Here is an 18,287-nt window from a genome sequence, read left to right as displayed (position 1 = left end):
CGGTCGGCGACGGTGGCTCGGCTACGGGCGAGGTCTCGCCGGTCAGCGGCGAAACGGTTCGCGACGGTGGCTCGGCTGCGGACGAGGCCTCGCCGGTCAGCGGCGAAACGATCGGCAACGGTGGTTCGGCCGCGGATGCGGCGTCGCCCGCGAACGGCGAATCGGTCGGCGACGGTGGCACGGCTCCGGGCGACGCCTCGCCGGTCGTCGGCGAAACGATCGCCAACGGTAGTTCGGCTGGAGGCGGAATGTCGCCGGTGAACGGCCAGCCGGTCGGCGACAGTGGCTCGATCACCGGCGAAGACTCGCCAGTCAGCGGCGAATCGATCGGTACCAGCAACTCGGCCACGGGCGGAGCATCGCCGCTGAACGGCGAAACAGTCGACACCGGTAGTTCGGATGAGGGCGGGACGTCGCCAGTCAGTGGCCAATTGGTCGACTCGCGTGATTCGGCCGCGGATGGAGCATCGCCGTCGTGCGGCGAATCAGTCAGTGCCGGTGGTTCGGCTGGGAGTGAGGCGTCGCCGATGAGCGGCGAACCGGTTGGCGCGGGCAGTTCGGACGAGGGTGGGAAGTCACCGGCCAGTGGCGAATCGGTTGGTTCCCGTGCTTCGGTCACGGACGGGGCGTCGCCGGTGAGCGGCGAATCGGTTGGCTTGCGTGTGTCTGTTGATGAAGCGGCGTCGGTGGGTGGCGAAAAACCTGGGGTGACCAGGGAGTCGCCGCTGAGTGGCGAAAGTTCTGGGCGGGCTGAGGGGTCGCCGCGGGGCGGTGGCGCCGCTGAGGTGGCTGCTGCGTCGCCGCTGAGCGGCGATGTTTCTGGGGTGGCCGATGTTTCGTCGGCCGGGGGCGAAAATCCTGGGTCGACCAGGGTGTCGCCGTTGAATGGCGAAACAGCTGACGTGGGTGCGGCTTCGCCAGCGGGTGGCAGCTCCGCGGGCTTGACCAGCGAGTCGCCGGTTAGTGGCGACGGGTCTCGGGCGTTGGAGGACGGCGGGGGCGCGCGTTCTGCGGGGCGGAGGTTTCTCGCGCGGAATCGGCGGGCCTTGGTGACGTTGGCGGCGGTCGTCGTGGTCGTTGCGGCGTTGGTCGTCGCGGTGCGGGTTTTGCCGGGCGGCGGCAGCGGCGAGGCGAATTCTGGGAATGTCGCGGCGACGGCCACGTTGACTCCGAGTGCTTCGGGGACGGTTCCGTCCGCTGCGCCGACGTCGGTCGTGCCGACTCAGGCTGGGGTGCCGCGGGCTGGGGAGTTTGGGGCTTGGGCGTCGCGGACTAGTCAGTGGCTGGACATTCCGTTGCGGGCGATGAACGGGTACGCGCAGGCGACTGTCACGCTCAGCAAGGAGCAGCCTGACTGTCACCTGTCTTGGATCACACTCGCGGCGATCGGGAAGATCGCCAGCGATCATGGGCGGGCGCAGGGTAATCGAGTCGGGGAAAACGGGACTCTCGCGAAACCGCTGGGGACGGTGGAGGTTTTCGACTTCTATCACCGACCAGTCTCGACCCCGGGGGCTGCCGGGCCGTTGCAGCTCTCCCCAGCGGTGTGGGGCAAGTTTCAGCGCAGTGCGTCCGGCGGCAAGCCGGATATTCAGAACATCGACGACTCGGCGCTGACGGCTGGGCGTGCGCTCTGCGCGAATGGCCGCGATCTGGCGACTGACTGGTGGAACGGCGTCGCGACGTTGGAGCCGGCGCCGGTCGTCTTGCATCGGACGCTTGCGACGACCAACGTTTACGGCACGGTCGGGCAGAGTGATCAGCCGCCCAATCCTGCGGTGCTTACTGCGGTCGACTTCGCGATCGATCAGATTGGGCTGCCGTATGTCTGGGGCGGCAATGGCACTCGCGACGCCGATCCCGGGTTCGACTGTTCCGGTCTGACGACTGCCGCCTATGCGAGCGCTGATGTCAAGCTGATGCGGACGGCGGACACGCAGTTCCGCAGCGTTGCCCATGTGAGCGAACCTCAGTTGGGTGATTTGATCTTCTACGGTGAGCCGGCTTCGAAGATCCATCATGTGGGGCTGTATATCGGGAATCAGCAGATGATCGACGCGCCGCAGACTGGGCAGGCGGTGCAGGTTCATCCGTATCGGAAGCCGGGCGACGATTACGCGGGCGCGGGGCGGCCGACGGCCTGACCTGCGCGGTCAAGCTGAACCGATTGGTGGAGTGCTCACGCGGAGGACGCTTTCGCCGTTTAGTGGCGAAAGCTGGGTGCTCGGGATCTGGCGGGTGGCGGGATGTGCCGCGGACCGAGCGTGGGACATGGGAAGCAGGCGGAGCGAGGGCGTTGGCTAGCTTGTCCTGCGGCGGATCCTGCGTTTGTTGATGTGCCTGTCAGGAGTTGTTGAGTCGGAAGTTCGCGGAAGCGGCGAGATCTGAGGATACGAGCGGCAGGTGCCCGAAAGGGGTTAGCTCGGCCAGTCGGTGATGCCTAGTTGTTCCAGCAGATCCGTGCCAGCGACGAAGGCTTGGGCGGCTAGTGCGCCGTCGCCGTCGGCTAGGCGGCGGTATTCGCGGAGGGCAGCGCGGTGGTCGCCTAGGTGGCGATAGCTGTCTGCGCGCAGGTAGGCGGCTTGGTCGTGGGCGTCGCTTCGCGGGTCGAGGCGTTCGGTGGCGCGTTGGCTGGCGTCGACGGCGTCTTCGTAGCGGCCAGCGGCGTGATTGGCTTGGGCCAGCTGCTGCCATTGTTCGGCGGTGTCCTCGCCGCGCAGGGCGGCTTGGCCGATGGCTTCGGTGAAGTCGTCGACGGTGTGCGCTAGGTCTGGCTGGGAGCAGGCGCGGAGGTAGCGCATTCGCCCGATCAGGCGGGGCATTTCTGGGGGCGGAGCGGATAGAATGGTGTCGAGGACCTCCAGATAGCCATCATGGTGTGCGAGTTGTTGTAGTGCTTCCAGCGCTTTTTCCGGTGCGCGCGCAGTAATGAGGGCGTCCAGCGCGGCCGTCGCGGTGGCCAGTGACGGGCGTAGCGTGGCGTCGAGGATCAAGAGCGTGCCTCGGGCCAAGTGGTCTGCGGCGGCCTCGGCGTGTTGTTGGCCGCCGGCCAGGGCGGCTAGTGCGTCGGCGTGTTCGCCTTGGCTGGCAAGGAGATAGGCCAGCCAGTACTCGCCCCAGGCGCAACTGGTGTCGTCGCCGGAGTGGCGCAATTGTTCTACTGCGGCGACGGCATTCGTCAGTGCTTCGCGGGGCGGCCAGTGTGGGCTGTCCATAGGCCGAGCCAGCATTCGGTTAGCAGGGCGCGCGGGTAGTCGCCGTGCTGGTAGTAGACGTCGATGGCTTGGCGCAGGGCTGGTTCGGTTTCGTCGCTTTGGAAGAACTTCGCGCGCAGCTCGATAAGGCGTGCGTGGAGGTGTGGTGGGAGGTCATCGGAGACGACTGTCAGGCAGGCGCGTGCTTCGTCGGGCTCGCAGCGCAGGTCGTGCCATTCTGCGCGGGCGAGAAGGTCCTCATCGGACAGTCCGGGTGGCGGCAGCAGGTTCAGCGGTGGGCGGCTGGTCGGGTCGATCGGCAGGAAGTCGGTGAGCGGTTCGGCGGCGAGGCGGGCGCGGATCCGATCGCCCTGGAAAGTGTTGCCGTTGCGGCGGTCGAACTGGTCGGCCAAGTCCAGCGCGAGGCGGCGCGTTCGGCGGGCGAGCACGTGCAGAGGGACGGTGTTGGGATCTTCTGGGCCCAGATCCAGCACGGTGTCGCCGCGGCCGGCGCGTACCAGTTCTCGGGCTAGTACTGCCACCGCGGCCGCGAATTCCATGGTGGCGAAGGGGCGTTGCCGGGTTTCGAAGCCTGCCATGGGAGCCAGCCAGTCGATGCCGGCGAGTGCGTTGCCGGTCAGTGCGCAAAATTCAATGATCCAGCCGAGTTGTTCCGGAGAAAGGAATTCGCCGGACGTGGCGCGCCGGATTCGGCGGAAGGTCAGGGCCGCCAAATCCCACTCGCCTCCGCGGGCCAGCGGCAGGAGCATGAGGCAGCGGACGAACGTGAGCGGATCTTCGAGGGACGCGGGGTTTTCCAGCATCGCGGCCGCGAGATGGCGGGCGCGCGACGATTCTCCCTTGCACAGATGGTGCTCGATCGTCGTGACGTCCAGCCACCGGTCGTCTTGTCCGGTCGGCGCGGTGGCGACCCAGCGCAGGTGGGCGTCGTCGGCAGTCGGCCAGTCGCCGAGGTGGGCGGCTACTCCGCGCTGTGCTGCGTAGACCTCGTGCTGCGGCAAGTCGGCTGCGGCGCAGCGGCGCGCGACTCCCTGCAGGGCGGCATGGATTTCCTCGAGACTGAGGTCGGGGAAGTCGACCATGCACTCGGCCCACCAGGCGGACCAGCCGAGCAGCTCGGCCTCGTCGTCGCGGTCGAACTGCCACTGGCGCTGGTCGTACGCGTCGAGGCATTCGTGGACCAGGTCGCGCACCCGGTCCCAGCGGCCGTCGCGGCGGCAGGCGTCGGCGAGCATTCGACGGGACCGGAACGCGGCCTGCGGTTCTCGCAGCCGGTCGGCCCTTCGCACTGCGTCGGCGAGCAGCGCGGTCCGCTCCGAGCTGTGGTCCATGGTGTCCGCTACTCGCAATGACAACCACAGATCCGCGACCCCGCCTGTCGTGTCCACGGCGGGAAATCTAGCGGATCTCGGGCGGGTGGCTCAGAGAAACGCCCTGGGGCAACAAATAACCTGCTTTGCGGTGACTGTGTTGGGATGTCCAGCGCGGGGATCGCCCCCACGCTGGTGCGGCTGCGGTCGGAGACCAACCCGGGATTACTGTCTGGCAGCGCGACCGTCGACGCTCGCCGCGGCAGCGGCACCACGCTGGAAACGGGCGCGCCGACCGCCTGATGCGGCCGGGCAATGCCATCCAGCGCAGCGACGGCCCACCCCACGCGTCGTGCGACTGGAGGCTGACCAACCCGGAACGGCGGCCCGCCCGTCGATGCTCGCGGCGGGAACGGCACCACCCTGGAAGCAGCCGCGATGCGACGGGATAGCGCCATCCAGCAAGGGGGACGGCCCACCCCACGCGTCGGCTGGAGGCTGACCAACCCAGGACGGTGGCCCGGCAGTCCGCCCCGCCGATGGCCGCGACGGGAATGACACCACGGTGGCAACAGCCGCACGACGCGGCGGGACACCGCCATCCAGCGGGGAACTGGCCGGCCTCACACGTCGTGAGGCCGTGGTCGGAGACGTCGTGCGGCTGCGGTCGAAGGCTGTCCGATCCGGAACGGCGGCCCGCTCGTCGATGCTCGCGGCTGGAACGGCACCACGGTGGGAGGAGTCGCGCGACGCGGCGGGATAGCGCCATTCGGCGAGGGGGACAGGGCGCCCCGCGCGTTGTGCGGGTGCGGGCGGAGGCCGAACGATCCGGGATTACGGCTCGGCAGTTCGCCCCGCCGACGCTCGCCAAGGAAGGGCATCACGTTGGGCGGAGCCGCGCGACGGGGGCGGACAGTGGCACCCAGTGGGGGTCAGTGTTGGCGGATCAGGTTCAGGGAGACCTCCCACAACAGACTGGCGGCAGCGGGGTCGCGGGCCCAGCGTTTGACGGCGTGGCTGTTGTCGGCCAACGCGGCGTCGTCGGGGACGGTCGCGGCTTCGTTGCAGTCGTCCAGGTAATGGCCACCATTATGGGCGAATTCTGGGGCGGTCGCGGCGACGAGAGTGGTGGCTGCGCCTTGTTCGACAGTCTTGTACGTGAAGACTCCGGCGGCTTCCAGCCGGACTAGGTGGTCCTTCATTTCTGGAGTGAAATCTCGTTGCAGGCCAGTAGAAACTCCGCCGGGGTTGACGGCGTTGGCGACGATTCCGTCAGCTGCCCATCGGCGGGTTGCTTCCACGGCGAACAGCGAGTTGGCCGTTTTCGATTGCCCGTAAGCCAGTTGGGGGTCGTAGGCGCGGTGGGTAAAGTGGAGGTCATCGAAGACAACGGGTGAGTACATGTGCGCGCCGGAGGTCAGCGCGACGATCCGGGTCGTTCCTCGCTGGTTCGCGCCTGCGGCCAGGGCGTCGTGCAGGCCCAGTGCCAGCGCGAAATGGCCTAGGTGATTGGTCGCGAACTGCGATTCCCAACCCTGCGGAGTGCGGGCCAGGGTCGGAAGCATGACGCCGGCATTGTTGATCAGCAGGTGGAGCGGGCCGTCCCAGCTGTTGGTGAAGCGGGTGACGGTGGCTAGGTCTGCCAGGTCGAGGTGGGTGGCGCGGACGGCATGGTTGCCGGTCGTCGCGGTGATGTCGGCGGCGACACTCGCGCCCAGGGCGGGGTTGCGGACGGCCAGGGTGACGTCCGCGCCGGCGGAGGCTAGTGCGCGGGCTGTTTCTCGGCCGAGGCCGGACGTGGCGCCGGTGACGATCGCGTGGACGTCGGCGAGGTTTTGGCCTGCGACGACGGCATCGGCGGTGCTGGTGGCGGTGAAGGCCGTGCGGATCAGGGAGAGGGGAGGCACACTCGCGACTATACGCAGTGGACTTTGTTTGTATAGTGTGTCTATGGGCAGCGATCGGCGTACGCAGGTACTGGACTCGGCCTTGGAGGTGTTCGCGCGCTACGGCTACCGCAAAGCGTCGATGGACGACGTCGCGAAGGCGGCGGACATTTCGCGGCCTGGGCTGTACTTCTACTTCTCGTCCAAGCCGGAGTTGTTTCGCGCCGCCGTGCAGCATTCGCTCGAGGGGAGCATCGAGGCAGCTCGGCTCGCTCTCGCCGATTCGCGGCGACCGTTGCGCGAGCGGCTGATCGAGGCGTTCGACTGCTGGGCCGGTCGTTACGTCGGGCCGATGGCCGCGGAGATCGGTGTGCTCATCGACTCGAATCCCGACTTGCTCGGCAGCATGGCCGTTGAGTATCCGAAGCGGTTTCGTGCGCTGGTCACCGAAGCGATCGGTGGGCGCTCCCCTGCCGACGTCGCCGGGACATTGATCAGTACCTCGATCGGGATCAAGTACGACGCGAAGGACCGCGACGAGTTTCGCGCGCGGATGACCATCGCGGTCAATCTTTATTGCAAGCGCTGAAGGGCAGGCCAGTTGGACAGGGCTGTGTCGGCGACTTCTTGCAGCTCTTCCCGCGTTGCGCCACTGGCCGCTTCGACGGCGATGCCGAAGGCGACCGTCATGATGTAGCGGGCGAGCCGTGCCGCGTCGGCGTCTGGGGGCAAATCGTGTTCCTCGATGGCGCGCTGGAAGCGCTTCTCGAGTGCTCGGCGCGCGGCGTTTCGCCACTCAACGAGCAATTCGCGGGCCGGATGGCCAAGTTCGCCAGCCGCCAATGAGCCTTGGACACCCAGGCATCCGGGCGGGCAGTCGGGATCGGTTGTCGCTCGGACGGCGCCGTTGAGGATCGCGGCGGCCACCTTCGCGGCGGTCGGCTCGGCCCAAGCCCGTGGGCCGTATGAGGCGGGGCCTTCGTCGTAGAGCGCCAAGGCCTTGCGGAACAGCTGCTCTTTGTTGCCGAAAGCCGCGTACATGCTGGTCTTCGTGATACCCATGGCCCCGGTCAGATCGGCCAGGCTGGCCCCTTCGTAACCCTGCTCCCAGAACACGAGCATGGCGCGCCGCAGAGCCTCGTCGGCGTCGAAGCCGCGCGGGCGGCCGATGTGGGCCTTGTCCGGACTGGTCACTTCGCCAGCGTACCTCTTCGGTACCGATCGGTCCGGAAGTGCTACGGTCGGATTCAGTACCGATCGGTACCGAATTATCCGGAGGTCAGCACATGGGACAGCTCGAGGGCAAGACGGCAGTGGTCACCGGCGGCAGCAGCGGGATCGGCCTGGCCGCGGCCGAGCGGCTCGTCGCCGAGGGGGCGCACGTCTTCATCACCGGCCGGAACCGGGACGCGCTGGACGCGGCCGCCAAGAACATCGGTTCGGTCACCGCGGTCGCGGACGACATCGCGGCAGCCCAGACCATCGGTTCGGCCACCGCAGTGACAGACGACATCCCGGCCGCCAAGACCATCCGTTCGCCGCCACGGTGACGGGCGATATCGCGGCAGCCCAGACCATCGGTTCGGCCACCGCGGCAACAGACGAAGTCCCGGCCGCCAAGACCATCGACTCGGCCACCACAGCGACAGACGACATCCCGGCCGCCAAGACCATCGGTTCGGTCACCGCGGTCGCGGGTGACATCGCCGATCCGGCCGACCTGGATCGGCTCTACGACGCGGTTCGCGCTCGCGGCAAGGGGCTCGACATCGTTTTCGCCAACGCGGCCGCCGGTTCCTTCGCCAGTCTGGAGGAAACCACCGCGGAGCATTTCGACCAGGTTTTCGGCACCAACGTCCGCGGCACGCTGTTCACCGTGCAGAAAGCGTTGCCGCTGCTCAACAAAGGGGCGTCGGTGATCCTGACTTCGTCGGTCCGGGCGGATGACGGGCTCGAGGCGTTCGGAACGTACTCCGCGTCCAAGGCCGCGATCCGGTCTTACGCCCGGACTTGGGCCAACGAACTGAAGGGCCGCGGCATCCGGGTCAACGTGATTTCGCCCGGCACCATCGACACGCCAGTGCTGGAGAAGGCGGTCGGCGCGGACAAGGTCGACGAGGCGCGGGCGAGTTTCGCGGCGCGGGTTCCGCTCGGCCGGATGGGCACGCCGCGCGAGGTCGCTGACGCCGTGGTGTTCCTCGCGTCCGAGCAGAGCAGCTTCATCCTCGGCGCGAACATCTACGTCGACGGCGGCGAAAAGCAGTTCTGACCAGCGCCAGCGCGGGGACAACGACGTTCTCGCGCGCTTCACTCTGGCGCGCGGGCTATACGTGGGTATAGTCTATTGTTCATGCGTATAGCGACGGCGTCATGACCGATCCCGGTGACCTGACCGCCCGCGCCCGCATCCGCGACGCGGCAATGCGGCATTTCGGCGAGCACGGCTTCGAGCGCGCCACGATCCGGGGCATCGCGGCCGAAGCCGGGGTGTCCTTGGGCTTGGTGCGGCACCATTTCGGGTCCAAACAGGCACTTCGCGAGGCGTGCGACGAACACCTGACCAAGCTCCTCCGCCAGCTCGACGCCCAGGTGCCGGAGGACCTGTCGGCCAGCGGCACCGCGAATCCCGTTGCGGCGGCGCGGATCGCCGTCGGGCCGTACCGGGACTACCTCATCCGGGCGCTGGTCGAAGGCGGCGTCGCGCCGTTGTTCGACGAAATGGTCGAGCTGGGCACGCGCCGGCTCGTCGCCGCTGATCGGCAACGGACGGATCCGCCGACGGTCGAGCCCAAGGTGCGCGCCGCGATCGGCACCGCGATGGCGTTGTCGATCACCGTGCTGCACCAGCATATTTCCCGCGCGGCCGGCGTCGACATCCTCAGTCCGGCGGGCGACAACCTGCTCGCCCGCGCACTGATCGACATCTACTCGCATCCGCTCCTCAGCCTCGACGAAGCGCAGGCGGCACTCGACCGCCTGCCCGCGGAAGGAAACTGAACATGCCGCACGCGACGACTCCCCGCATCCCGCCGCTCGAACTCGACGAGCTGGCTCCCGAACAGCAAAAGCTGGCGAAACTCGGCGCGGACACCGTGATCCAGGTTCTCGCCCGCGCGCCGGAACTGATGCAGGCGTCCGGCGCGTTGGGCGGTTACCTGCTGGGCCAAGGGAAACTGCATCCGCGGATCCGCGAACTGGCGATCCTTCGCGTCGCGCTTCGATGCGACGCGCCGTACGAATGGGCCAATCACGCACCCGCCGCGCTTGGCGGCGGCGCGACCGAGGCGGAGATCGCGGCCCTCTCCGATCCGGCCGCCAGCTGGGCTCCGGAGGACGACGCGGTGCTGCGCGCCGTCGATGAACTGTGCGCGAATGTCTTTGTCTCCGACGAAACCTGGGCCGCTCTCGCCGCGACGCGCGACAACGCCGAGATCATCGAGATCCTGTTCCTCGTCGGCTACTACCGGATGATGGCGGGGTTCCTGAATTCCGCGGGAGTCCCGGTGAAGGCCGGGCAACCGGCGCTCGGCGAGCCTCCGGCGCCAGTCGCCGCCCCGCACCAGGAGAGTCGGCCCGCCAGCGGGAAGACCGGTCCGGACGGCAAGTGGAAGATCACGTTCACCCATCCGGCGGGAAGCAAAGACCTCCTTCTCGACCTCGCGACCGACGGCACCAAGGTTTCCGGGTCCATTTTCGACACTCAGCTGAAGATCACGGTCCCCATCGTTTCGGGAACGGTCGACGGCCAGAAGGTCGACTTCACGGCACTGGTGACCGACCCGGCGCGTTTCGAGGTGAGCGTGACCGGCGCGGTCGACGGGGACGCGTTCTCCGGCTCCGTCACGGTGTCCGGCGGCGGAACCTTTCCGCTGACCGGCATCCGGGAGGTCAGTCCCAATAATTGAAAAGTGCCTCGCCGACCGTCGCTGGTTTCCAGTACGCGATGTCGGACCGAGTGAGGTGCGGCCAGTCTTCGGCGGTGAAAGGCTGTCCGAGATCGGCTGGCGTGAGCACCCGGAACTGCTCCGTTTCCGCCAGCACCGCGGCCAGTTCCGGCTCGTCGAGGAACTCGAGCGGTCCCCATTCGCGAGCCGGCGCGAAGTCGAACGACCGCGGGCGGGCGAGCGCGACGACCGGCGCGTCGTTCGCGGCGACGACCGAGAGCGTGCGGTCGGGGTACTCGATGACGGCTTGCCAGAAGTTCGGCGTGCCCGACGGGACGCGGAAATCGGCCAAGGTTCCGCCGGTGCGACGGGCGAAGTCGTAACAGAGACGGCGAACCTCGCGAACTTCGACCACCGCCGCATTCTACGCAGCCGGTCCCCCGCTCGTGGACGCGGAATTGCGGCGGTGGAGAACGGGTGGTCTTCTGGGGCGCAAGATCGAAAGGTGAGCCGTCATGCCGTACGCGTACACATTCGACCAGATCCGCGACCGGCCGGTCACCGTGTTCGGTGCCGGGACGCTGGGCAGGCGCATCGCGCTGATGTTCGCCTCGCGCGGCGGCACGGTGCGGATCAGCGATCCGAGCGCCGAGCAGGTCGCGGCGGCCGCGGACTACGTCGCGGAGACATTGCCCGTCCTGATCGAAAAACGCGGCAGCGGCGAGGTCGGCCGGGTCGAGGACGCGGCGTCGATCGAGGACGCGTTGCGCGACGCGTGGCTCGTCGTGGAAGCGGTGCCGGAGCGGCTGGACATCAAAATCCCGCTGTGGGGCCAAATCGACGAAGCCGCGCCCGCCGACACCATTTTCGCGACGAACTCGTCATCGTATCCGTCGCGGATGATGGCGGAGAAAGTGCGCGACAAATCGCGGCTGTGCAACATCCACTTCTACATGCCGCCGACCGCGAACGCGGTGGACCTCATGTCCGACGGCGAAACCGGCCGGACCGTACTCGACACGCTGCTCGGGGTGCTGCCGGAATTCGGCATTCATCCGTTCGAGGCGCGCAAGGAAAGCGTCGGGTTCATTTTCAACCGCGTGTGGGCGGCGATCAAACGGGAATCGCTGGCCGTCGTCGCGGAGGGCGTCGCCCGGCCCGAGGACGTGGACGGGATGTTCAAAATCAACTGGCATCTGCCGTACGGGCCGTTCCAGATGATGGACCAGGTCGGCTTGGACGTCGTGCTGGACATCGAAAACCACTACGCGGACGAGAATCCGCACCTCCCGACCGGGCCGCGGGACCTGCTGCGCACGTATGTCGACGCGGGGAAACTCGGGATCAAAACCGGCGAGGGGTTCTACTCGTACGGCTGAAGCAAGGCGGCCCGGATCACCGGAACCAGGCCGCCCGGCCGGTTCACCGCAGCGAAACCGCGACCTCCTCCAGCGCGTCCATCGACTCCTGCATCCCGACTTCCATGCCGGATTCCAGAATGGTGTCGCGCAGTTCCTTGGTGTGCGTTTCGGTCAGCAACGTCACCGTGGTGCGGTCGCCTGATTCAGTGAAAGTCACCGTGACGACGGGGGCCTCCACGTCGGACGCTCCCGGCGTTTCGTAGACCTCGGTGTGGACCAGCCGTTCCTCGGGGACTATCTCGCGATATTCGCCGTGGAAGGCGACCTCGAAGTTGCCGTTCGCCACCAGCACGTAACGCCATTGGCCGCCGACGCGCAGGTCGATGTCCACGGACGTCACCGTGCCGCGCTTGCCCGCCCACCAGCGTTTCACCAGTTCCGGCGTGGTCCATGCGCGGTAGACGTGCTGCCGCGGAGCGGCGAAATCCCGGGTGATCAGGATCTGGTCGTCCGCGGGCAGCGTCACCTTCGCCGTGCCGGTCGTCGTGTCGGTCATGGCTTTTCCTCCTCCGTCGAACCCATTTCTTCCAGCACGGCGTCCAGCGACTCGAACCGTTCCTCCCAGGACCGTTCATACCGGCGCACCCAGTCGTGAATCGGTTTGAGGGCGCGGCCGTTCAACCGGTAAAGCCGTTGCCTGCCCTCGTCTCGCACTTCGACCGCGCCGACCTCGCGCAGCACCCGCAAGTGCTTCGACACCTGCGGCTGCCCCAGGCCCAGCACGCGGACGAGGTCGTTCACCGGACGTTCGCCCTCGGCCAGAACGTCCAGGATCTCCCGGCGCCGCGGTTCGGCGACGGCGTTGAAGACGTCCGCGGTGGTTGCTGCCCGTGCCATGCGCCAATCATATGCCGATATGGGCATGCGTCAAGAGGCAGGACGGGCGCGGACGTGGAAGCGTTCCCCTTGCGGACCGAAGAGGGCCAGGACCTCGCAGGGCTCCGTGCCGGCGTTGCCGAACCAGTGCGGAACGTGCGTGTCGAACTCGGCGACCTCGCCCGGCCGGAGTATCACGTCGTGTTCGCCGAGCAGCAGCCGCAACTGTCCGGAAAGGACGTACATCCACTCGTACCCCTCGTGGACCCGCTGGTCCGGGGGTTCGGCGGAACGCTCGGGCGGAAGGGTCATCTTGTAGGCGCGCAGGCCGCCCGGACGGCGAGTGAGCGGCAGGTAGGTCCGGCCGTGCCGGACGAACGGCTTCGGGTTCAGCCGCGGGTCGCCGGGCGGGGGCGCGCCGACCAGTTCGTCGAGCGGGACCTGGTAGGCGCGGGCCAGCGCGAGCAGCAGTTCCAGGGTCGGTTTGCGCTGGCCGGACTCGAGCCGCGACAGGGTGCTGACCGAGATCCCGGTCGTCTCCGAGAGGCCGGTCAGCGTCGCGTTGCGCTGTTTGCGCAGGGTGCGCAGCCTCGGGCCGACCGCGTGCAGGACCTCGCCGAGGTCCTGGTCGTCTTCGCTCATGCCGTTCGATTTTGCCACTTCGGCAAAGAACTTTGTCAAGTCGGCGCGTTCTCCGGATAGTCCGTGGCACGGGGACTACAGGAGGATCCAGTGGACGAGAAGTACGACGTGGTGGTGGTCGGCGGCGGTGCGGCCGGGCTCAGCGGGGCGGTGGCGCTCGCGCGGTCCCGGCGGTCGGTGCTGGTCGTGGACTCCGGCGAACCGCGCAACGCGCCGGCCGGGCACGTGCACAACTATCTTGGCCGCGAAAGCACGCCGCCCGCCGAACTGCTCTCGCTCGGCCGCGCGGAGCTGGCCGGGTACGGCGGCGAGGTGGTCTCGCAGACCGTGACGTCGATTGCCAAGCAGGACAACGGGTTCGAGATCTCGCTGGCCGACGGGCGGCGCACGCGCGCACGGCGGGTGCTGGTCGCGACCGGGCTCGTCGACGAGCTGCCCGAGGTCGCCGGGCTGGCCGCGCGGTGGGGACGGGACGTGCTGCATTGCCCGTACTGCCACGGCTGGGAGGTGCGGGACCGGGCGGTCGGCGTGCTGTCGACCGGTCCGATGACCGTGCACCAGGCGTTGATGTGGCGGCAGCTGACCGGCGACGTGGTCGTTTTCCGGCACACGCACGGGGATTTCGACGAGGCTCCGCTGCGGGCGCGCGGGATCCGGATCGTGGACGGCGTGGTCGCCGCGGTCGAGACCGAGGGCGACCGGCTGACCGGGGTGCGGCTCGAATCCGGCGAGGTCGTGGCGCGCGAGGCGCTGGCGGTCGCGGCGCCGGCCAGGACGCGGGCGGACTTTCTCGCGCCGCTCGGGATCGTGCCGGAACCGGTGGAGTTCAACGGTTTCGTGATCGGCACGCGGGTTCCCGCGGACGCGGCCGGACGGACGGCCGTGCCCGGTTTGTGGGCGGCGGGGAACGTCACGGACATGCGGGCGCAGGTCGTGGTTTCGGCCGCGGCGGGGCTGACCGCCGGGGCGGCGATCAACGGCGAACTGGTCGAGGAGGAGGCCGCGGAAGCCGTGCGGCAGCGGGAAATGCCGTTCTCGCACGAGATGGAGCGGGAGGTCGCACGGGCCAACGAGCGGCACGCGGACACGCCGCCGTTCGACCGCGCTTCTTGGGAGGAGCGGTATCGCTCGCGCGACGAGATGTGGAGCGGACGGCCGAACGATCAGCTCGTGACCGAGGCTCGCGACCTGGAACCGGGCCACGCGCTCGACGCGGGCTGCGGCGAGGGCGGCGACGCGCTGTGGCTCGCACAGCAGGGCTGGCGCGTGACAGCGGTCGACTTCTCCACCACGGCCATCGAACGCGGGCGCGCGCAGGCGGCGAAACTCGGGCTCGCGGACCGGATCACGTGGGTCGCGGCGGACCTGGCCGAATGGCTGCCGGAATCGAAGTTCGACCTGGTGACGACGCATTTCCTGCACGTGCCGTCGGCGGCCCGGACGGCAGCGTTCGCGCGGCTCGCGGACGCGGTGGCACCGGGCGGGACGCTGCTGGTGGTCGGCCACGATCCGGCGGATCATCACGCCGGGCGGCCGCACCTGCCGGACATGATGTTCACTGCCGAGGAAGTCGCGGAGACGCTGGATCAGTCGTGGGCTTCAGTGACCGCGGAGGTGCGCGAGCGTGCTGCGGTCGGGGCGGAGACGGTGGTCCGGGACACGGTGCTGGTGGCTCGGAAAGGGTGACCGGTGACGGCTCCGGTCCTGGCTCGGCCGGACCGGAGCCGTCCGGGCAAGCGGGCTCCGGGAAACGCCTGCTCCGGAATGCGCAATCAGGCGTGGTGCACAGACTCCACTGTGTACAGATGCGGGTCGCTCATGGCCAACGCCACCGCGGCGGACATGTGCTCGCGGCAGTGCGGGTCGGCGAGCATGGCTTCGAAATCCTCGGCACTGGCCCATTGCGCGTAATTCACCACGCGGGTGCCGTCGGTGCTCGCGTGGATGTTCGCGGAGACGAAGCCGGGACGGCGGCGCATGACTTCCTCCGTCGCCGTCGTCAGGACCTCGACCAAGGCTCGCTGTTTCTCCGGCTCGACGGTGAAGACGTTCACCAAGGTGGCGACGTCGGCGTCGGTGCTGATGGTCGTCATGGCTCCTCCTTGACCGTGACTGGCGAGCGTCATTGTGTGTAAGGTTCCTGTCATGAGTCAAGAGGTGACACGGCGGCCGGGGTATCTCGTGAAGCGGGTGCAGCAGGCGTTCCGGCAGGCGTCCGACGAGCTGCTGCGGCCGATCGGGTTGTCGATGGCGCAGTACGCGGTGCTGACGGCGCTGGCGGAGAACCCCGGAGTGTCGTCGGCCGAGCTGGCGCGGCAGTGTTTCGTGACGCGGCAGTCGCTGCGGGATGTGCTGACCGGGCTGAAGACGGCGGGGCTGGTCGCGGTCGCCGAGGAAGCGTCGACCGGACGGGCGCGACCGGTGCGGCTCACCGCGTCCGGCGAGGCCCGGTTGAAAGAAGCACATCGGGCGGTCGACGAGGTCGAGGAGCGGATGCTCGCCGGAATACCGGAGCCCGACCGGCGCCGGCTCGCGGAGCTGTTGACCATCTGCTCGGACAATCTCGGGGACCGATGAGTTTTCGCCGCCCCGCCGGTCTACCTCGTATCAAGCACACGAGGAGGATCGATGGGCAAGGTGTTGTGGCACGTCGCGATGTCGCTGGACGGGTTCGTCGCCGCGGACGGGCACGCGATGGACTGGATGTCGGGCGTGCGCGTCACGCCGGGCGTGCACGAGGAATCGATCGCGCGCGTCGGGGCGATTTTGGGCGGGCGGCGGGGGTTTGACGCCCTTGCCGCCCGGGTGCCCGGGCAGGTCGCCCGGCAGCCGTACGGCGGAGCGTGGAGCGGACCGGTTTTCGTGCTCACCCATCATCCGGAGGACGCCCAGGCCGAGGACGGGATCACGTTCCTCGATTGCGACGTCCGGGAGGCCGTGGAAATCGGGCTCGCCGCGGCGGCCGGGAAAGATCTTGAACTGCATAGCCAGGACATCGCGCGGCAGTGCGTTGAGCTGGGGATTGTCGACGAATTCCTCGTGCATCTCATGCCGGTGATGCTCGGGTCCGGCGTGCGGCTGTTCGACAATCCGGGCGGGAAACCGGTGCGGTGGGAGCGGGTGCACGACGGGGATCCCGCGCTGGCGGTCGACTTGGCGTACCGGCTCGCCGCGGAACACTGAATCCCGCTCAGCGGGACGGAGCGGCCTACTAATGGCGTATGGCCCCCACGGGGTTATTGGTCTATACCATTTGGACAGGGGTTTACCGCCCCTCGGTCCTCACCGTGGAGGTTCCACCTATGCGTCTCCCCTCCCCCCGGAAACTGGCGGCCGCGCTCGGCGGGTTGCTGGCCGTAACCGGACTGGCGGTCCCGCCGAGCGCCGCGGCGAGCGGCTCGTCGATCGCGCTCGCGCCCTATGTGGACATGGGCGCGTGGCCGTCGCCCGTGTTGTCTTCGATGTCCGAGCAGAGCGGCATCAAGAGTTTCACCCTCGGCTTCGTCACCGGAGCGGCCTGCAAGGCCAGCTGGTTCGCGGCCTACGACCCTCGGCAGGGTTGGCAGTCCGACGAAATCGCGAAGATCCGCGCGGCCGGCGGGGACGTGAAAGTCTCCTTCGGCGGCGCGTCCGGCGTCGAGCTCGCCCAGGCGTGCGGTGACGTGAATTCGCTGGTCGGCGAGTACGAGGCGGTGATCAAGGCCTACGACCTCAAGTACATCGACGTCGACATCGAGGGCGCGGCGGTCGCCGACCCCGGTTCGATCACCCTTCGTTCGCAGGCACTGAAAAAGGTGCAGGACGACAACCCCGGGCTCAAGATTTCCCTGACGCTGCCGGTGCTTCCGACCGGGCTCACCTCGGACGGACTGAACGTCGTGACCTCCGCGCGGGACGCGGGCGTCAATCTCGACCTGGTGAACGTGATGGCGATGGATTACTACCAGGGTTCCGGCGACCAAGGGGCCAAGGCGATCCAGGCGGCGCAATCCACGCAGGCGCAACTGAAATCGGCACTCGGACTGTCCGATGTGGACGCTTGGCAGAAGGTGGGGCTCACGCCGATGCTGGGCGTCAACGATTCGCAGAACGAGATCTTCTACCAGAAGGACGCCAGCGCGGTGGTGAGCTTCGCGCAGAGTGTCCACTTGGGAATGCTGTCGTTCTGGGAACTCGGGCGCGACGCGAACGCGTGCAACGGACCGCTGTACCGGTGCACGAACGTTTCCCAGCAGCCGTACGAATTCTCGAAGATCTTCGCCGGGTATTCCGGCTGACGGAGACGGAGCAGCCCGGGCCCGGCGCGGGACCCGGGCTGACTCCGGCGGACGCGACTCAGGGCAGGTAGTACATCGGGTTCGGCAGCTTCACCGGGTGATCGGCGTAGCCGCCTTCGAGGTCGCTGAACTGGTCGCCGACGTTGAGCACGATGTGCGCGCCGGTCGACTGGATGTGCGCCCGGGTGCCCGACTTGTACTGCACGGTGTTGCAGGTCAGCCCGCACGGCAGGTAGTCCGGCGGAGTGGTCTTCGGCTTGAAGTACGCGCCGGCCGGGGTCGGGTAGCCCTCGTTGGCGAGGTTCTTGAGCGACTGCGGGCCCTGCTTGTCGTTGCGGCCGGTCAGGAAGTAGATCGCCACGCCGTGGTCGGCGGCCCACTTCGCCAGCTCCAGCACCGGCTTGTTGGCCTCGAAAGTGCCGTCGTCGATGGCTTTCTGCTGCTTCACCGGGTCGAAGCCGAAGTCGTTGTCTGCTTCCCAGCCGTAGGTGACCTCGGACGTGTCGTCCACGTCGAGCACGATCGCCGGGTTCTTCACCTTCCCCAGCTTCTGCTGCAGGTACCGCTTCGCGTCGGCGACCACGCGCTTCGTGTCCGTGACGAACCGGCTGGTCTCGGAGTAGTGGTGCTTGCCGGACGCGTCGAGCCAGTCGCCGTAGTACGCCTTCACGTCGTTCTTCACCTGGCCGATGTTGGCCGGTTCGCGGCCGTGCGCGGCGGTAACGGCGTCCGACCCGGCGAGCGCGGTCGCGCCGCCCGCGACGGTGGCGCCGACGGCCGCGGCGGCGGCCAGTTTGACGAGAGCGGGAAAACGAGACACAGCGACCCTCCAGTGA

Annotated in this window: 22 protein-coding genes; 12 read left to right on the top strand and 10 right to left on the bottom strand. The window is 68.1% G+C overall.

Features of this window, described 5'->3' with window-relative positions; genetic code table 11:
* Positions 1–1,046 precede the first annotated feature (1,046 nt).
* Positions 1,047–2,144: a bifunctional lysozyme/C40 family peptidase gene (locus CU254_RS06620; protein WP_037712790.1), complete on the top strand. Its 1,098-nt coding sequence runs from the start codon at positions 1,047–1,049 to the stop codon at positions 2,142–2,144.
* Positions 2,145–2,417: 273 nt separating this feature from the next.
* On the opposite strand, the gene CU254_RS06615 is transcribed toward CU254_RS06620, so the two are convergent.
* Together CU254_RS06615 and CU254_RS06610 are read right to left on the bottom strand one after the other, a co-directional pair.
* Positions 2,418–3,215, bottom strand: a complete 798-nt coding sequence (locus tag CU254_RS06615) for a hypothetical protein (protein ID WP_158687997.1) — start codon at positions 3,213–3,215, stop codon at positions 2,418–2,420.
* Positions 3,179–4,603: a hypothetical protein gene (locus tag CU254_RS06610; RefSeq protein ID WP_009073942.1), complete on the bottom strand. Its 1,425-nt coding sequence runs from the start codon at positions 4,601–4,603 to the stop codon at positions 3,179–3,181. Before CU254_RS06610 ends, CU254_RS06615 begins: the two co-directional genes overlap by 37 nt.
* An 87-nt stretch (positions 4,604–4,690) precedes the next feature.
* On the opposite strand from CU254_RS06610, the gene CU254_RS42910 reads away from it, so the two are divergent.
* The gene (locus CU254_RS42910) at positions 4,691–4,828 is read left to right on the top strand and encodes a hypothetical protein (RefSeq protein ID WP_158687996.1); all 138 of its coding nucleotides are present in this window, start codon (positions 4,691–4,693) and stop codon (positions 4,826–4,828) included.
* 629 nt (positions 4,829–5,457) lie between these two features.
* Here the strand turns inward: CU254_RS42910 and CU254_RS06605 are convergent.
* Positions 5,458–6,432 carry an SDR family NAD(P)-dependent oxidoreductase gene (locus CU254_RS06605; protein WP_037712789.1) on the bottom strand — a complete coding sequence of 325 codons (975 nt, stop codon included), beginning with the start codon at positions 6,430–6,432 and terminating at the stop codon, positions 5,458–5,460.
* Between the two features lie 43 nt (positions 6,433–6,475).
* On the opposite strand from CU254_RS06605, the gene CU254_RS06600 reads away from it, so the two are divergent.
* Positions 6,476–7,000, top strand: a complete 525-nt coding sequence (locus CU254_RS06600) for a TetR/AcrR family transcriptional regulator (RefSeq protein WP_009073940.1) — start codon at positions 6,476–6,478, stop codon at positions 6,998–7,000.
* Here CU254_RS06600 and CU254_RS06595 read toward each other — a convergent pair.
* Positions 6,985–7,605 carry a TetR/AcrR family transcriptional regulator gene (locus CU254_RS06595; protein ID WP_009073939.1) on the bottom strand — a complete coding sequence of 207 codons (621 nt, stop codon included), beginning with the start codon at positions 7,603–7,605 and terminating at the stop codon, positions 6,985–6,987. The genes CU254_RS06600 and CU254_RS06595 overlap by 16 nt on opposite strands.
* Positions 7,606–7,697: 92 nt before the next feature.
* On the opposite strand from CU254_RS06595, the gene CU254_RS44595 reads away from it, so the two are divergent.
* The 4 genes from CU254_RS44595 to CU254_RS06575 all read left to right on the top strand — a co-directional run bounded on the left by CU254_RS44595 (position 7,698) and on the right by CU254_RS06575 (position 10,316).
* Positions 7,698–7,961, top strand: coding sequence for an SDR family NAD(P)-dependent oxidoreductase (locus CU254_RS44595; RefSeq protein ID WP_037712785.1), 264 nt, complete (start codon positions 7,698–7,700; stop codon positions 7,959–7,961).
* The gene (locus CU254_RS06585; RefSeq protein WP_009073936.1) at positions 7,958–8,680 is read left to right on the top strand and encodes an SDR family NAD(P)-dependent oxidoreductase; all 723 of its coding nucleotides are present in this window, start codon (positions 7,958–7,960) and stop codon (positions 8,678–8,680) included. Before CU254_RS44595 ends, CU254_RS06585 begins: the two co-directional genes overlap by 4 nt.
* A 101-nt stretch (positions 8,681–8,781) precedes the next feature.
* Positions 8,782–9,408 (top strand): TetR/AcrR family transcriptional regulator, encoded by a 627-nt coding sequence (locus CU254_RS06580; protein WP_009073934.1) that lies wholly within the window; start codon positions 8,782–8,784, stop codon positions 9,406–9,408.
* Between the two features lie 2 nt (positions 9,409–9,410).
* Positions 9,411–10,316, top strand: coding sequence for a carboxymuconolactone decarboxylase family protein (locus tag CU254_RS06575; protein WP_009073932.1), 906 nt, complete (start codon positions 9,411–9,413; stop codon positions 10,314–10,316).
* Here the strand turns inward: CU254_RS06575 and CU254_RS06570 are convergent.
* Positions 10,300–10,710, bottom strand: a complete 411-nt coding sequence (locus CU254_RS06570) for a hypothetical protein (RefSeq protein ID WP_009073930.1) — start codon at positions 10,708–10,710, stop codon at positions 10,300–10,302. The genes CU254_RS06575 and CU254_RS06570 overlap by 17 nt on opposite strands.
* Before the next feature lie 100 nt (positions 10,711–10,810).
* On the opposite strand from CU254_RS06570, the gene CU254_RS06565 reads away from it, so the two are divergent.
* Complete coding sequence (locus CU254_RS06565; RefSeq protein WP_009073929.1) at positions 10,811–11,674, top strand: 3-hydroxyacyl-CoA dehydrogenase family protein; 864 nt, start codon at positions 10,811–10,813, stop codon at positions 11,672–11,674.
* A 43-nt stretch (positions 11,675–11,717) separates the two neighbouring features.
* On the opposite strand, the gene CU254_RS06560 is transcribed toward CU254_RS06565, so the two are convergent.
* The 3 genes from CU254_RS06560 to CU254_RS06550 are packed head-to-tail and all read right to left on the bottom strand — an operon-like array spanning position 11,718 to position 13,174.
* Positions 11,718–12,212 carry an SRPBCC family protein gene (locus CU254_RS06560; RefSeq protein ID WP_009073928.1) on the bottom strand — a complete coding sequence of 165 codons (495 nt, stop codon included), beginning with the start codon at positions 12,210–12,212 and terminating at the stop codon, positions 11,718–11,720.
* The gene (locus CU254_RS06555) at positions 12,209–12,553 is read right to left on the bottom strand and encodes a helix-turn-helix transcriptional regulator (RefSeq protein WP_009073927.1); all 345 of its coding nucleotides are present in this window, start codon (positions 12,551–12,553) and stop codon (positions 12,209–12,211) included. Before CU254_RS06555 ends, CU254_RS06560 begins: the two co-directional genes overlap by 4 nt.
* A gap of 30 nt (positions 12,554–12,583) precedes the next feature.
* Positions 12,584–13,174, bottom strand: a complete 591-nt coding sequence (locus CU254_RS06550; protein ID WP_037712782.1) for a helix-turn-helix domain-containing protein — start codon at positions 13,172–13,174, stop codon at positions 12,584–12,586.
* Positions 13,175–13,264: 90 nt separating this feature from the next.
* Between CU254_RS06550 and CU254_RS06545 the strand changes: the two genes are divergently transcribed.
* A complete protein-coding gene (locus CU254_RS06545) occupies positions 13,265–14,860 on the top strand; it encodes a bifunctional NAD(P)/FAD-dependent oxidoreductase/class I SAM-dependent methyltransferase (RefSeq protein WP_009073925.1) in 1,596 nt (531 codons plus the stop codon).
* Positions 14,861–14,946: 86 nt separating this feature from the next.
* On the opposite strand, the gene CU254_RS06540 is transcribed toward CU254_RS06545, so the two are convergent.
* Entirely contained in the window at positions 14,947–15,267 is a 321-nt protein-coding gene (locus tag CU254_RS06540; RefSeq protein ID WP_009073924.1) for a putative quinol monooxygenase, read from the bottom strand.
* Positions 15,268–15,319: 52 nt separating this feature from the next.
* On the opposite strand from CU254_RS06540, the gene CU254_RS06535 reads away from it, so the two are divergent.
* From CU254_RS06535 to CU254_RS06525, 3 genes are all read left to right on the top strand, one after another.
* Positions 15,320–15,751, top strand: a complete 432-nt coding sequence (locus tag CU254_RS06535) for a MarR family winged helix-turn-helix transcriptional regulator (protein ID WP_009073923.1) — start codon at positions 15,320–15,322, stop codon at positions 15,749–15,751.
* Between the two features lie 51 nt (positions 15,752–15,802).
* A complete protein-coding gene (locus tag CU254_RS06530; protein ID WP_009073922.1) occupies positions 15,803–16,357 on the top strand; it encodes a dihydrofolate reductase family protein in 555 nt (184 codons plus the stop codon).
* 119 nt (positions 16,358–16,476) lie between these two features.
* Positions 16,477–17,451 carry a chitinase gene (locus CU254_RS06525; protein ID WP_037712778.1) on the top strand — a complete coding sequence of 325 codons (975 nt, stop codon included), beginning with the start codon at positions 16,477–16,479 and terminating at the stop codon, positions 17,449–17,451.
* 58 nt (positions 17,452–17,509) lie between these two features.
* Here CU254_RS06525 and CU254_RS06520 read toward each other — a convergent pair whose 3' ends face one another.
* Positions 17,510–18,271 (bottom strand): HAD family acid phosphatase, encoded by a 762-nt coding sequence (locus CU254_RS06520; protein ID WP_009073920.1) that lies wholly within the window; start codon positions 18,269–18,271, stop codon positions 17,510–17,512.
* Positions 18,272–18,287 lie beyond the last annotated feature (16 nt).

The sequence above is a fragment of the Amycolatopsis sp. AA4 genome, from assembly GCF_002796545.1.
In the GTDB taxonomy this organism is placed as follows: domain Bacteria; phylum Actinomycetota; class Actinomycetes; order Mycobacteriales; family Pseudonocardiaceae; genus Amycolatopsis.
This window is presented reverse-complemented; position numbering and strand designations above follow the sequence as displayed.

Excerpts from the sequence above, each read along its gene's own strand:
- CU254_RS06615 (WP_158687997.1), bottom strand. The coding sequence starts at position 3,215 with ATGGACAGCCCACACTGGCCGCCCCGCGAAGCACTGACGAATGCCGTC.
- CU254_RS42910 (WP_158687996.1), top strand. The coding sequence starts at position 4,691 with ATGTCCAGCGCGGGGATCGCCCCCACGCTGGTGCGGCTGCGGTCGGAG.
- CU254_RS06600 (WP_009073940.1), top strand. The coding sequence starts at position 6,476 with ATGGGCAGCGATCGGCGTACGCAGGTACTGGACTCGGCCTTGGAGGTG.
- CU254_RS44595 (WP_037712785.1), top strand. The coding sequence starts at position 7,698 with ATGGGACAGCTCGAGGGCAAGACGGCAGTGGTCACCGGCGGCAGCAGC.
- CU254_RS06580 (WP_009073934.1), top strand. The coding sequence starts at position 8,782 with ATGACCGATCCCGGTGACCTGACCGCCCGCGCCCGCATCCGCGACGCG.
- CU254_RS06575 (WP_009073932.1), top strand. The coding sequence starts at position 9,411 with ATGCCGCACGCGACGACTCCCCGCATCCCGCCGCTCGAACTCGACGAG.
- CU254_RS06565 (WP_009073929.1), top strand. The coding sequence starts at position 10,811 with ATGCCGTACGCGTACACATTCGACCAGATCCGCGACCGGCCGGTCACC.
- CU254_RS06560 (WP_009073928.1), bottom strand. The coding sequence starts at position 12,212 with ATGACCGACACGACGACCGGCACGGCGAAGGTGACGCTGCCCGCGGAC.
- CU254_RS06555 (WP_009073927.1), bottom strand. The coding sequence starts at position 12,553 with ATGGCACGGGCAGCAACCACCGCGGACGTCTTCAACGCCGTCGCCGAA.
- CU254_RS06550 (WP_037712782.1), bottom strand. The coding sequence starts at position 13,174 with ATGAGCGAAGACGACCAGGACCTCGGCGAGGTCCTGCACGCGGTCGGC.
- CU254_RS06540 (WP_009073924.1), bottom strand. The coding sequence starts at position 15,267 with ATGACGACCATCAGCACCGACGCCGACGTCGCCACCTTGGTGAACGTC.
- CU254_RS06535 (WP_009073923.1), top strand. The coding sequence starts at position 15,320 with ATGAGTCAAGAGGTGACACGGCGGCCGGGGTATCTCGTGAAGCGGGTG.
- CU254_RS06530 (WP_009073922.1), top strand. The coding sequence starts at position 15,803 with ATGGGCAAGGTGTTGTGGCACGTCGCGATGTCGCTGGACGGGTTCGTC.
- CU254_RS06525 (WP_037712778.1), top strand. The coding sequence starts at position 16,477 with ATGCGTCTCCCCTCCCCCCGGAAACTGGCGGCCGCGCTCGGCGGGTTG.